Genomic DNA, 13571 nt, shown 5'->3' on the forward strand with positions numbered 1-13571 from the left:
CATGCACTCCTTAGCGTGGTTTCAGGGTAGCGATAAGAAAGTCTTTTGAACTTTCAACTTTACCCTGCTGAATGGCCGCAGCCGGATCGACGTGTTTCGGGCAGACTTCGGAGCAGTAGCCCACGAAAGTACAGGTCCAAACGCCGTTCGGGCTGTTCAACTGAGCCATACGCTCCTTCTTACCGTGGTCGCGGCTATCTTCGTTATAGCGATGCGCCAGCGTAATTGCAGCCGGTCCAATGAACTCAGGGTTCAGGCCGAACTGCGGACACGCGGCGTAACACAGACCACAGTTGATGCAACCGGAGAACTGATGATATTTCGCCATCTGCGCCGGAGTCTGGGTGTTTGGACCCTGATCCGGAGTACGCGGGTTACCAATGATGTACGGCTTGATCGCTTCCAGACTTTCGATGAAGTGCGTCATATCGACGACCAGATCGCGTTCAATCGGGAAGTTGCCCAGCGCTTCAACCTTCATACCGCTGGTGTAATCACGCAGGAAGGTTTTGCACGCCAGTTTCGGCACGTTGTTGACCATCATGCCGCAAGAGCCGCAGATTGCCATACGGCAGGACCAGCGATAGCTCAGGTCCGGTGCCAGGTTATCTTTGATGTAGCCCAACGCATCCAGCAGAGACGTGGTTTCATCATAAGGAACTTCATAGAAAGCACTGTGCGGCGCGGTATCGGTTTCCGGGTTATAGCGCACCACCTCAACTTTCAGGTTTTTCATCTCAGCCATTCGCCTTCTCCTTCTTATCGGCTGCTTCCGCTTCGCCACCGTACATACGTTTAGCTGGCGGCAGAGTGGTGATTTTCACGTCGCTGTATTCCAGGCGAGTTGTGCCGTCAGCATCGCGGAAGGCGAGGGTATGTTTGAGGAAGTTAACGTCATCACGCTCGGTGCAGCCTTCATCCAGACGCTGGTGCGCGCCGCGGGATTCTTTACGTGCCAGCGCGGAGTGCGCCATACATTCGGCAACGTTCAGACCGTGACCCAGTTCGATGGTGTACAGCAGGTCGGTGTTGAAGACGCTGGAGGTATCAGTGATACGTACGCGCTTGAAACGTTCCTGCAGCTCAGCCAGCTTATCAACGGTTTTCTGCATGAGTTCCGGTGTACGGTAGATACCGCAGCCTTCTTCCATAGACAGACCCATTTCGTCGCGGATCTTAGACCAGTTTTCGTTACCTTCCTGGTTAACCAAGTCTTTCAGACGTTTTTCAACGCCCGCAACCTGTGCGTCGAGAGCGGCACTGTTTGCCGCGCCTACCGTTGCAGCGCGTTCCATCGCTTTCTCACCGGCCATGCGGCCAAAGACCACCAGTTCTGCCAGAGAGTTAGAACCCAGACGGTTAGCACCGTGCAGACCAACAGAGGAACATTCACCCACCGCGAACAGACCTTTAATGCGGGTTTCGCAGTGCTGATCGGTTTCGATACCGCCCATGGTGTAGTGCGCGGTCGGACGTACCGGGATCGGTTCTTTAACCGGATCGACACCCACGTAAGCTTTCGCCAGTTCGCAGATGAACGGTAAGCGCTCGAGCAGTTTTTTCTCGCCGAGATGACGCAGGTCGAGGTAAACCACATCGCCACGCGGGGTGGAGATGGTGTTGCCTTTACGCCATTCGTGCCAGAACGCCTGAGAAACTTTGTCACGCGGACCGAGCTCCATGTATTTGTTCTTCGGCTCGCCCAGCGGGGTTTCCGGACCCATGCCATAGTCTTGCAGATAGCGATAGCCATCTTTGTTGACCAGAATACCGCCTTCACCGCGGCAGCCTTCGGTCATCAGGATACCGGAACCAGGCAGACCGGTTGGGTGATACTGAACGAATTCCATATCACGCAGCGGAACGCCGTGGCTCAGCGCCATGCCCATACCGTCGCCGGTGACGATGCCGCCATTGGTGTTGTAACGGTAAACACGACCCGCGCCGCCCGTTGCCATCACGACGGCGTTAGCACGGATTTGTACCAGCGTGCCTTCCATCATGTTCATGGCGACCAGGCCGCGAGCATGACCGTCGTCCACCAGGATATCCAGAACGAAGTGTTCATCAAAGCGCTGAATCTGCGGGAACTGCAAAGAGGTTTGGAACAGCGTATGCAGCATGTGGAAGCCGGTTTTATCCGCGGCAAACCAGGTACGCTCGATTTTCATGCCGCCGAAGCGACGTACGTTGACGCTACCGTCTTCACGGCGGCTCCATGGGCAGCCCCATTGTTCCAGTTGCGTCATTTCAGTTGGGCAGTGGTGGACAAAGTAATCCACGACATCCTGCTCACACAGCCAGTCTCCGCCTGCTACCGTATCGTGAAAATGGTAGTCAAAGCTGTCATGATCCTGCGCGACAGCAGCAGAGCCGCCTTCGGCAGCAACGGTATGGCTGCGCATTGGGTACACTTTTGAGATCAGTGCGATTTTAGCGTTGGGATTTGCTTGTGCGGCAGCAATTGCAGCACGTAATCCCGCGCCACCGGCGCCTATAATGGCAAGATCGGCTTGAAAGGTTTGCACGACATTCCTCCAGATTGTTGTTATTTCATCCCCGCCCGAATTCAGATGCTTCATCGGATTCAAACAGGTTATGAACGCGTTTCCACTGCTCCTTTATAGGTACAATAGTATAGTCTTAGGGATGTGAGGGAAATTTGACGTGTTCGATTTTTTTAGCGTATCAGAGGGCTGAATTATCATTGAATTTGATTAATTTAATTACTAAACCACCCAATGTTGCTTTTTTTACCCGCCAGCCAGTGTTTATTATTCCCGCGTGAAATTTGTCTCGCTAGCACGATACGAGTAGACTTCGTGCCCTTGTCTGAAATCGGAGAAACAACCATGAGCGAAACGGCAACCTGGCAGCCGAGCGCGTCCATCCCCAATCTGTTAAAACGTGCAGCAATTATAGCGGAGATTCGCCGCTTTTTTGCCGATCGTGGAGTGCTTGAGGTTGAGACACCTTGCATGAGTCAGGCGACGGTAACGGACATTCATCTGTTCCCGTTCGAAACGCGTTTCGTTGGCCCTGGTCATTCCCAGGGGATGAACCTCTATTTAATGACCAGCCCGGAATACCACATGAAGCGTCTGCTGGTCGCGGGATGTGGCCCGGTGTATCAGCTATGTCGCAGCTTCCGTAATGAAGAGATGGGGCGTCATCATAATCCTGAGTTCACCATGCTTGAGTGGTATCGCCCACACTACGACATGTATCGCCTGATGAACGAAGTGGATGATTTGCTGCAGCAAGTGCTGGACTGTTCACCTGCCGAAAGCCTTTCTTACCAGCAAGCTTTCCAGCGTCATCTGGAGATTGACCCGCTGTCTGCGGATAAAACCCAACTACGGGAAGTGGCGGCGAAGCTGGATCTCAGCAATATCGCGGATACTGAAGAAGACCGGGATACCTTGCTGCAACTGCTGTTTACAATGGGCGTTGAGCCGCATATTGGCAAAGACAAACCAACGTTTGTGTACCATTTCCCGGCCAGTCAGGCGTCACTGGCGCAAATCAGTACCGAAGATCATCGGGTCGCTGAGCGATTTGAGGTTTATTACAAAGGTATTGAGCTGGCGAATGGTTTCCATGAGTTGACCGATGCGCGTGAACAGCAGCAACGGTTCGAGCAGGATAATCGTAAACGTGCCGCGCGCGGCCTGCCGCAGCAGCCAATTGACAACAACTTGCTTGAAGCGTTGAAGGTTGGGATGCCGGATTGCTCTGGCGTGGCGCTGGGTGTTGATCGTCTGGTGATGCTGGCGCTGGGCGCTGATAGTCTGGCTGACGTTATCGCCTTTACCGTCGATCGTGCATAACGCGTTATCCCTCTACAATACAAAGTGGCGGTAAAGCAGCCACTTTGTAGCACATTTTTTCACTTTCCCTCTAATAGCCACAATTTGACTCTGGATATCTGGTATCGTTTAGGTATCAATTCTGTGTTGATTTTTAATTGCTGAACTCTGCAAAGAGAGCGGTGCCAATCGGTGAGCGGCGTTTGCGAAACGCTTGCCAGAGTAAGGGATAGTTGAATGACCCAAACAATAAAGAAGATGAGCCTGACAGGTCTCATCCTTATGATATTTACGTCAGTTTTCGGATTTGCAAATAGTCCCTCTGCATTTTATTTAATGGGATATAGTGCGATTCCCTGGTATATATTTTCTGCATTATTATTCTTTATTCCCTTCGCGTTAATGATGGCAGAAATGGGTTCCGCCTATCGGAAAGAGGAGGGCGGGATATATTCGTGGATGAATAATAGCGTTGGGCCACGCTATGCGTTTATCGGTACGTTTATGTGGTTCTCTTCCTACGTGATATGGATGGTTAGCACGGCGGCAAAAGTATGGGTGCCTTTCTCGACCTTCTTATTCGGCGCAGACATGACGCAGCATTGGGGTATCGCCGGGCTTGAACCAACCCAGGTTGTCGGGCTGCTTGCGGTCGGCTGGATGGTGGTGGTCACCTGTGTTGCTTCTCGTGGTATTAATAAGATTGCACGTATTACGGCGGTTGGCGGAATTGCCGTTATGTGTCTTAATTTAGTTCTGTTGTTAGTGAGTGTCGCTATTTTGTTATTAACTGGTGGCCACTTTGCACAGGATATTAATTTCTCATCTTCACCCAATCCAGGATATCAGTCCGGCCTGGCCATGTTGTCGTTCGTGGTATTTGCCATTTTTGCTTATGGTGGAATTGAAGCCGTGGGTGGACTGGTCGATAAAACAGAGAAACCAGAAAAGAACTTTGCCAAAGGCATTGTCTTTGCCGCTATCGTCATTTCAGTGGGTTATTCGCTGGCCATATTTTTGTGGGGTGTTAGCACTAACTGGCAGCAGGTATTAAGTAATGGTTCCGTTAACCTTGGTAATATCACTTATATCCTGATGAAAAGCCTTGGGATGACATTGGGTAATGCGCTGCACCTTTCCCCAGAGACGGCGATGACGATGGGGGTATGGTTTGCGCGTATTACCGGGCTTTCCATGTTTCTTGCCTATACTGGCGCTTTTTTCACCCTCAGCTACTCACCGCTGAAAGCGATTATTCAGGGGACGCCAAAGGCGTTGTGGCCCGCGCCGATGACCAAACTGAATGCCGTAGGGATGCCAACGACTGCCATGTGGATGCAGTGCGGGCTTGTGAGTTTGTTTATTCTGTTGGTTTCGTTCGGCGGTGATACGGCTTCCGCGTTTTATAACAAACTGACGCTGATGGCGAACGTATCTATGACGCTGCCGTATCTGTTCCTGGCGCTGGCGTTCCCATTCTTCAAATCCCGCGTGGGGTTGGAAAGACCGTTTGTTATTTTTAAAACCCGCGCGGCGACGCTGCTGGCAACGGGTGTGGTCGTGCTGGTGGTGACGTTTGCCAACGTATTTACCATCATTCAGCCGGTGATTGAAGCCAGGGACTGGAATAGTGCGCTGTGGATGACCGGCGGTCCGATATTCTTCTCACTGCTGGCGATGGTGATTTATCAGAACTACAGTCGCCGCGTTAACCGTCAGCCGGTTCTCTCTGCACAGAAGGGATAATACAAGGGCGGATAAGGCATGCCGCCATCCGGCAATCAGCATCAAATAGCCTGATGGCGCTACGCTTATCAGGTCTACAAGACCCACACCGTAGCCCGGCCGAACGCAGTGACGCCGGGATTTCCTGGTGCTAGTGTTAGCGACGTTATTACTCATACACATCGTCCATAAATAATATGGTATTTATGGACGATAGATAAATGTTGTAATTATTTTTTAGATGAATACTGTTTGCTGTGAATTATATTTTTAATCAATTACTTCAGGTTTTTTTATATTTTATGTCTCTGTTTGTCGCTTGGTGTAGTATCCAGTGGTTTACTTATCTTTTAAGCTAAGGACAGTGGCATGCGTGATTCGGTTATTTTCTGTAAGGTCGACAGCTATGGTTTTCCACATTGGAATGGTGTGAATTTTCTTCGTTGGAAAACTCTTCCAACAAATTGGCGTTTTGATACAGGAACTGCACATTTATGGATATATAAAACAGCATGGTTAGTTTACCATAGGAATATGCTAAAAAAATCGGCTGATGACGCCCAAATCCCTCTATTGTTGTTGGCTGGTGTCGCTGCAGCAGAGGTGGGTGGGACGCCAGAAAGATTTAAGTCAGTGGGTGTATTGCAAGTCAGGCAAATTCTGGAAACTATCTTGCGAAGGGAGGATAAAGCCTTATCTAATGCTACTTCAGTTGGTTCTATCGCAATACAGCTGGGTGTGGCCGCTAGCACGATGGGCATCAGGCCCGATAAGTTGACCTCTTTTGAGCAGTTTCAGCTATCGAATTGTCTACTGGATAATCGCTTTAATATTCGGGTTGTCGCGTTTCATTTGCGCGATCTTATTATGTTAAGCTTCCCTGGGAAAAATACTGCTCATCTTACCGATGAGCAAATTATTATTGTTGGCTCAAGATATAATCGTGGTACCCAACGAGAAATTCAAAGCATTACTGATTCGATTTCTGCTCCGGTTGGTACTAAACAGCGTGAATACAGTGAGTATGGGCGGCGAATTATTGAGAAAAAGACAGCAATAATGGAAATTATGCGAGGAGGATGAATGAATCCGAAAGCCATATCGCTGAATGTTATCTGGGGAACAGTAAGTTTCGTTCTGATTATTATTTTCTCTACCCAGGATAAAGAGTGGTTTATTGATGGGCTGGGGGTTAATAATATTTGTGACCTGATGACCTATGTTGAAAGTGATGATATCCGTGATGCTGGTATTATCTTCACGCTCCCGCTTTTTATTCCCTATATCTATGTCATTGCATACAGGAAACAGCGTAGTTTCTGGCAGTTACTGACGGTGATGGTACTGGTTTGCTTTTGGCTATGGCGCTTCTTCCTGCGATACCAGTTCTGTCTGTAACCCAATAGTCTGGTAGCTCGGACGAGGTGCTAGCGCACCTCGTCCGAGCTACTCAGGTATTACAGACTTCCCGGCTGGTGTTTACCTGCGGAGGTCAACGTTCTTCCCGTTTGCTTACCCCCCAGACTTTCCAGACGCATCTGGAACGGTGGGAATGGCATATCAATACCGTGCTCACGGAAGCCTGCCAGAATCAGTTGGTGGATCTCGTGGCGCAGTGGCATACGGTGCCCCATCTCAGCAGCATAGATACGCAGCTCGAAGATCTGAATCCCCTGCTGAAGGTCAACCAGGAAGACTTCCGGGGCAGGTGTGTCGATCACCAGCGAACAGCGGTGTGCGGCGGTAAGCAGGATTTGTGTGACTTCCTCGCTGTTAGCTTCCGATGGCGCCGGGATAGTTAACACCACACGCGTGACCGAGTCAGATAGGGACCAGTTGATAAACTGTTCGGTGATGAACGCTTTGTTGGGCACGATTATCTCTTTGCGGTCCCAGTCGCTGATGGTGGTCGCGCGGGTATTAATTTTCGTCACGCTACCGGTGAGATCGCGAATGGTCACCGTGTCGCCAATACGGATTGGTTTTTCAAACAGGATGATCAGGCCGGAAATAAAGTTGGCGAAGATCTCCTGCAAGCCAAAGCCCAGCCCCACACCGAGAGCGGCTACCAGCCACTGCAGTTTCGACCATTCGATACCAATCATTGAGAAGCCAACCAAACCGCCAATCAGCATCAAAAGATATTTGGTGATGGTGGTGATGGCATAACCGGTGCCGGGGGTTAAATCCAGGTGCTGCAGCAACGCCAGTTCCAGCAATGCGGGCAAGTTTCGCACCAACTGCGTCGTGATGATAAACACCAGAATCGCAATTAACACGGCACCCAGTGTAATGGGCTCTAAACTTTCCACGCCCTGCACTGTGGAGGTGACATCCCAGAGTGAGATATTTTCCAGGAAGCCGAAAGCGGAATGAATTTCTGACCACAGCACGATAACCGAAAGCAGGGCGATGAGCATCAGAATAGAGCGCACCAGGCGCAGTGATTGTGCACTGATCGCATCAAGATCCACTTCGCTTTCGTCAACATCAACAGCCCCTTCGAGGCTGGTTGAATGTGGCGGCTCTTCCTCACCGCGCGCGCGTTGCGCCAGCATTTCGGCGCGTCGATGCTTGGCACGATCGAATGCCAGACGGCGCCGTTGGATTAGCATCCAACGGCGGATGACGTGATAGACCACCAGTAACAAGAACCAGATTGCTACCGAAGTCTCCAGGCGCGCCAGCAGGGCTTGTGATGTTGCCAGGTAGCCCACAGCTGCTGCGAGAATAGCAATCAGTGGTGCACCCATCAGCATATTCCACAGCATGCTGTTGACCATGTTGTCGCCATTGCCTTCTTTGTCGAGATACAGCGGTATACCAGCGCGTTTCAGGCTCAGGGTTACGATCGCCAGCGCTCCGCAAATCAGGATAAAGCACAGGCGCCCCAATGAAGCGGAGAATTCCCGGTCATTGAGGTTATCAAACATAATCACCGCCATGATCAGCGGGACAATCAGCCCGATACTCATCAGGTAATAGTGCATGGCCTTGGCGACACGGTTACGCGGCCAGCCAAAGTGCGCAATGAACAGACCGTTGGGGCGCGCGAAGGTGGCGCAAATCATTACCGCCCACAGCATGGGGACCGTTGCGGTAACGCCGTCTCCTATCGCGACGGCCAGCGGGTAGGGCCAGGCTTCCTGTAATCCGTAACCCAGCGTTGCCCATAGCACCGGTAGCGGTGAGGCGACGAGTATCGACCAGAACACCGTGCGTATCGTCAGCCAGAAGTGGTCCTGGGTTACTTTACCAACACGCGCCGACGAGCGTTCAAGAAAGCGGGTGAAGTGTTTACGTGAAGAAAGGCTAAACCCAACCAGCACCAGTGCACCGAACAGTGGCAGCAGCGTTTCTTTGCTGGTCAGCATCATGATCGTGGCTTTGCCAAGCTGATTAAATGTATCGAGTGAGATCAGGCGGCGCAGATCCTGAACGATGTCGACAGGCCAGGAGAGCGAAATGGGGCTGACGTCTGATGTCCAGAACAGATAACGGTGCGTGGCTTCATTGACCTCTTTTAGCGCGTCTTCCAATTGGCTGTTGGAGACTTTGAGCTTGGTCAGCTCAAGGATCAGCGTATCGCCGCCCTGTAACAAAGAGTTCAGCAGCTCACGTTGGGTGCGTAGCTGGGCGTTGAGAATGCTACTCTGTTCAGCGGTCAGCGGTTGTCCATCGGCCTGATGAATCTGACGCAGTTGCGGCTGTTTGTTGAGGAGGTCCTCATAGCGCATGCGGTGTACGCGCAGCTGCGCCATTTCGGTATCTAACTGCTGGGGTTTGGGCATTTCTGGCAGGCGAGAAACTTGTGCGCGCAGTGCTTCTCCCAGCATATTCGAGACGCCAAGCCATTGTGACTGTTCCCGCAGGGTATTCAGCGCCTGACGTACCTGCAGCGTTTGGCTGGCAGCCTGACGCTGCTGGGAGGCGACCAGATCCATACGTTGCGCCTGCTGATTGAGCGCCTGAGACAGCTCACGGTTAACTTTAAACTGGTCAATGATGCCTTCCGGCAGTCCTGCGCTGTTTTCTGCCAACAGTTCCGTGCTTTCAAGCGCACGCTCGGCTTCACGCTGGCGCTGGCTGTTGAGTTGGTTGCGTAATGCTTGCAGATAAGTATCGAGCTGTTGGCTCTGCTTTTCTGCCAGTTCGGAGCGCATTCGCGCCAGTTCCTGGCGGTTGTTTGCGGAAAGTTGAGCCAGTTCCAGTTCATCGACCTGGGCTTTAAGCCTGGCGGATTCCGCCTGCATTGCCTGATTGAGCGCTGAGTTACTGTTGGCTGTACCCAGGCGTCGCTCAATATCATTTAACTGGCGGCGAGCATCGGTTTGTTGCTGAGGAAGCTGGCTTAACGAGTCGGCGATTTCCCGGGCGCGATCCTGCTCCTGTTGAGCCTGGCGGCTTTTATCCAGTAATTGACTGCTGACCTGAAGGATCTCCTGGTTTAATGCATCCGTCGTGAGGCCGGTCGGTACGCTACGCGGTTCATCGCGCAGGTTGTTAAGCTGTGCGCGTAACGTAGCGGACAGCTTAGGGAAGTTATCGATAACCTGCTGATATTGTTCAGCACGCTCAAGGGAGCCTTTCCGCTCCTCGAGAGCATTCAGCGCGGACTGGAGCGCCTCAACGGTTTCTGGCTGAGCGGGTTTCGCCGCCTTTGCCTGCTCCAGTTCCTGAGTGAGTTGTTTACTGTCGGGGGCCGTCGCAGCGTACGCCCCCTGGCTGAGGCACCAGGCCATCAGAAAAGTGATAATCAGGCGCACAGCAGCGATTCCTATGGTTAACTTGCGTCTTTTTTGTCTTCAACCAGCGGGCTGGCGTCGTGTTCTGCTTCGATCTCTTCTTTCGGCAATGGCGCGGGTTCTGCCTCTGGCGTCACGAAAGTCTCGGTAGAGATGGCCATCGGCTGGCCAATTTTGGTGGCCGACAGATCCTGCAACTGTGCAACCAGATTTACTTTACCCGGCGCAAACAGGTTGATAACGGTTGAACCGAGTTTAAAGCGGCCCATTTCCTGACCTTTCAGCAGCGCTACAGAGCCTTCGCTTTCGCCTTCCGGCCATGTCCAGCGTTTGATCACGCCTTCACGCGGTGGGGTAATGGTGCCAGCCCATACGGTTTCAATACTGCCGACGATGGTCGCGCCGACCAGAATCTGCACCATCGGGCCGAATTCGGTATCAAACAGGCAAATAACACGTTCGTTGCGGGCAAACAGGTTCGGCACGTTCTGCGCGGTCAGGATGTTCACAGAGAAGAGATCGCCTGGCACGTACATCATCTCTCGCAGGATACCGTTACACGGCATGTGAACGCGGTGGTAATCGCGTGGAGACAAGTAAGTGGTTACAAACGTCCCGTTACGGAATTTATCCGCCATCTGGTAGTTGCCTGCCAGCAGCGCTTCAAGGGTGTAGCTATGCCCTTTAGCCTGCAACAGTTTGTCTTCCTCAATATTTCCCAACTGATTAATCACGCCGTCAGCGGGCATGACCAGTATGTTTGGATCGGTATTGATCGGGCGTGCATCCTCGCGCAGCGGGCGAACAAAGAAGTCGTTAAAGGTACGATAGCTGGCGGTGTCCGGCTTTTGCGCCTCTTTCATATCGACCTTGTAATATTTCACGAACAGATCGATAACCAGTTTAGTCAGCCATCCCGCTCGTTTGCTCGCACCCCAACCCGCCAGGCGAGTGAGCCATAGTTTCGGCAGAATGTATTGTAGCGAAAGCTTAAATGAGTTTAACAAGGTAGCCTCCAGGCCATAATTTGTTCCCGATCCGGCATAAGGGGCGGATCCTGAAAAAAGGGGGACGATTCTAGCGATGCTTAGCTTAGTTGTCAGTCGTCGGTATCAGAAAAGTTTTTACGCGTTTTTACCTGCGCCATGCTTTCCAGGATGCGGTGATAATTTTCAAACCGAACCTCAGCGATTTTCCCTTCCTCGACAGCTTCACGAATTGCACAGCCCGGATCTGCATCATGTTTACAGTCGCGGTACTTGCAATGGCCTAAATAGTCATGAAATTCGACAAAGCCATCAGTGATTTGTTCCGGTTCAAGATGCCACAGCCCAAACTCACGTACGCCGGGGGAGTCGATGACATCGCCGCCGTGAGGGAAGTGGTACAGGCGAGAAGCTGTTGTGGTGTGCTGCCCAAGACCAGAGTTGTCGGAGACATCATTGGTCAGGATCTCTTCCTGCAGGCCGAGCAGGTTATTGAGCAGGCTGGATTTGCCTACGCCTGACTGACCAGCAAAGATGCTAATACGATCGGTCAACGCTTCTTCAAGCGGTTTCAGGCCGTCTTTGGTGCGGCTTGAGACCATCAACACGCGATAACCAATGTTGCGATAGATGTCCATCTGCTCGTTAACGAAGGCCATACCTTCGTCGTCCAGCAGATCGATTTTGTTGAGTACGATGATGGGCTCTACGTGCAAGGTTTCGCAAGCCACCAGATAACGGTCGATAATATTCAGTGACAGCTCAGGTAAGATGGCTGAAACAATCACGATTTGATCGATGTTGGCCGCAATGGGTTTCACCCCGTCGTAAAAGTCCGGGCGTGTGAGTACGGAGGTACGCTCATGTACCGCCTCAACGATCCCTTTAACATTCACGCCCTCTGCTGCCGCTTTACCCGGACGCCAGACTACACGATCGCCGGTAACCAGCGAACGAATGGTACGGCGGATGTTGCAACGGTGAATTTCACCGTCAGCAGATTCTACGTCGGCATGCATGCCAAAACGGCTGATAACGATGCCTTCAGCGGTCTCGCCAAACAGGTTGTCGTCGTAGTCGGGCTTCTCCGCGGACGTTTTAAGACGACGCTGGTGATTGGCGTTCACGCGGCGCTGTTGGCCTTTGGAGAGTTTATTCTTACTCAATCGGACTGGCTCCTGGTCGCCCATAATGGGCAAAACATTTATGATACACGCAATTTTAGATGAATATAGTCACACTGAATGTGACGTCTGAAGGGTGGAAAATAGCATGAGTGCCAATGAAAACAACCTGATTTGGATCGATCTGGAGATGACAGGTCTGGATCCCGAGCGCGATCGCATTATTGAGATCGCTACGCTAGTGACTGATGCCAACCTGAATATCCTGGCTGAAGGTCCGACAATTGCGGTGCATCAGTCTGATGAGCAACTGGCATTAATGGATGACTGGAACGTACGTACGCATACCGGAAGTGGGCTGGTGGAGCGCGTAAAAGCGAGCACCATGGGCGATCGTGAAGCCGAACTGGCGACGCTGGCCTTTTTAAAAGAGTGGGTACCTGAAGGAAAATCACCTATTTGCGGCAACAGCATCGGCCAGGATCGCCGTTTCCTGTTTAAATATATGCCGGAGCTGGAGGCGTATTTCCATTATCGCTATCTGGACGTCAGCACGCTTAAAGAGTTGGCCCGTCGTTGGAAACCAGAGATCCTTGATGGCTTCAAGAAACAAGGAACGCACCAGGCAATGGACGATATTCGTGAGTCCGTTGCTGAGCTGGCTTACTATCGCGAGCATTTTATTAAGCTTTGATTTTGTGGATGACCGGGTGGCGGTTGTACTCTGCCCGGCCTACGAATATCGTTCCTGTGCGCTTGCACTGGGGCAGGATTGCCGCTAAATTAGACGACTTGTCGATAAATTCAGCACTTGAGCAGAAAAACGAAAAAATCGCTTTTAGGGGGGTTGCAGCTAAACGGATTTCTCGTATAATGCGCCTCCCGTAACGACAGAGAATTACACGTTACGGCAGCAACAAAAGAAGTACAAATTTGCGGGAATAGCTCAGTTGGTAGAGCACGACCTTGCCAAGGTCGGGGTCGCGAGTTCGAGTCTCGTTTCCCGCTCCAAAATTTGAAAGTGCTTATTAAGCACAGACCACCAATCGCAGAATTTCGAATTGCGACAAGGCGGCAACTGAATGAGTCCTCAGGAGCTTACAAAAGTAAGTGACTTAGGTGAATGAAGGCAGCCAACGCAGTAGCGGTTCGAAAGACGAAGATTATGCGGGAATAGCTCAG

At 51.6% G+C, this 13571-nt stretch carries 10 protein-coding genes and 1 tRNA gene; 6 read left to right on the top strand and 5 right to left on the bottom strand.

Annotation, left to right across the window (positions count from 1 at the left end):
• Positions 1-10: 10 nt before the first annotated feature.
• Both frdB and frdA read right to left on the bottom strand, forming a co-directional pair.
• Positions 11-745 (bottom strand): fumarate reductase iron-sulfur protein, encoded by a 735-nt coding sequence (frdB, locus tag HV261_RS27390; protein ID WP_137384014.1) that lies wholly within the window; start codon positions 743-745, stop codon positions 11-13.
• Entirely contained in the window at positions 738-2528 is a 1791-nt protein-coding gene (frdA, locus tag HV261_RS27395) for a fumarate reductase (quinol) flavoprotein subunit (protein WP_202039900.1), read from the bottom strand. The genes frdB and frdA overlap by 8 nt, the downstream gene beginning before the upstream one ends.
• 324 nt (positions 2529-2852) lie before the next feature.
• On the opposite strand from frdA, the gene epmA reads away from it, so the two are divergent.
• From epmA to HV261_RS27415, 4 genes are all read left to right on the top strand, one after another.
• Entirely contained in the window at positions 2853-3830 is a 978-nt protein-coding gene (gene epmA / locus HV261_RS27400; protein ID WP_137384013.1) for an elongation factor P--(R)-beta-lysine ligase, read from the top strand.
• Positions 3831-4046: 216 nt separating this feature from the next.
• Entirely contained in the window at positions 4047-5555 is a 1509-nt protein-coding gene (gene yjeM, locus HV261_RS27405) for a glutamate/gamma-aminobutyrate family transporter YjeM (RefSeq protein WP_202039901.1), read from the top strand.
• Positions 5556-5903: 348 nt separating this feature from the next.
• Positions 5904-6617, top strand: a complete 714-nt coding sequence (locus HV261_RS27410) for a hypothetical protein (protein ID WP_202039902.1) — start codon at positions 5904-5906, stop codon at positions 6615-6617.
• Positions 6618-6932 carry a YjeO family protein gene (locus HV261_RS27415; RefSeq protein ID WP_202039903.1) on the top strand — a complete coding sequence of 105 codons (315 nt, stop codon included), beginning with the start codon at positions 6618-6620 and terminating at the stop codon, positions 6930-6932. It abuts the gene before it with no gap.
• Between the two features lie 59 nt (positions 6933-6991).
• Here HV261_RS27415 and mscM read toward each other — a convergent pair whose 3' ends face one another.
• From mscM to rsgA, 3 genes are all read right to left on the bottom strand, one after another.
• The gene (gene mscM / locus HV261_RS27420; RefSeq protein ID WP_202039904.1) at positions 6992-10300 is read right to left on the bottom strand and encodes a miniconductance mechanosensitive channel MscM; all 3309 of its coding nucleotides are present in this window, start codon (positions 10298-10300) and stop codon (positions 6992-6994) included.
• Positions 10301-10317: 17 nt separating this feature from the next.
• Complete coding sequence (gene asd, locus HV261_RS27425; RefSeq protein ID WP_202039905.1) at positions 10318-11286, bottom strand: archaetidylserine decarboxylase; 969 nt, start codon at positions 11284-11286, stop codon at positions 10318-10320.
• Between the two features lie 92 nt (positions 11287-11378).
• Complete coding sequence (gene rsgA / locus HV261_RS27430; RefSeq protein WP_202039906.1) at positions 11379-12431, bottom strand: small ribosomal subunit biogenesis GTPase RsgA; 1053 nt, start codon at positions 12429-12431, stop codon at positions 11379-11381.
• Positions 12432-12537: 106 nt separating this feature from the next.
• Between rsgA and orn the strand changes: the two genes are divergently transcribed.
• Positions 12538-13083 carry an oligoribonuclease gene (gene orn / locus HV261_RS27435; RefSeq protein ID WP_040232952.1) on the top strand — a complete coding sequence of 182 codons (546 nt, stop codon included), beginning with the start codon at positions 12538-12540 and terminating at the stop codon, positions 13081-13083.
• A 241-nt stretch (positions 13084-13324) separates the two neighbouring features.
• Positions 13325-13400 (top strand) — tRNA-Gly (locus HV261_RS27440).
• Positions 13401-13571: the final 171 nt, after the last annotated feature.

This window comes from Citrobacter sp. RHBSTW-00671, assembly GCF_014103415.1.
Classification (GTDB): domain Bacteria; phylum Pseudomonadota; class Gammaproteobacteria; order Enterobacterales; family Enterobacteriaceae; genus Citrobacter.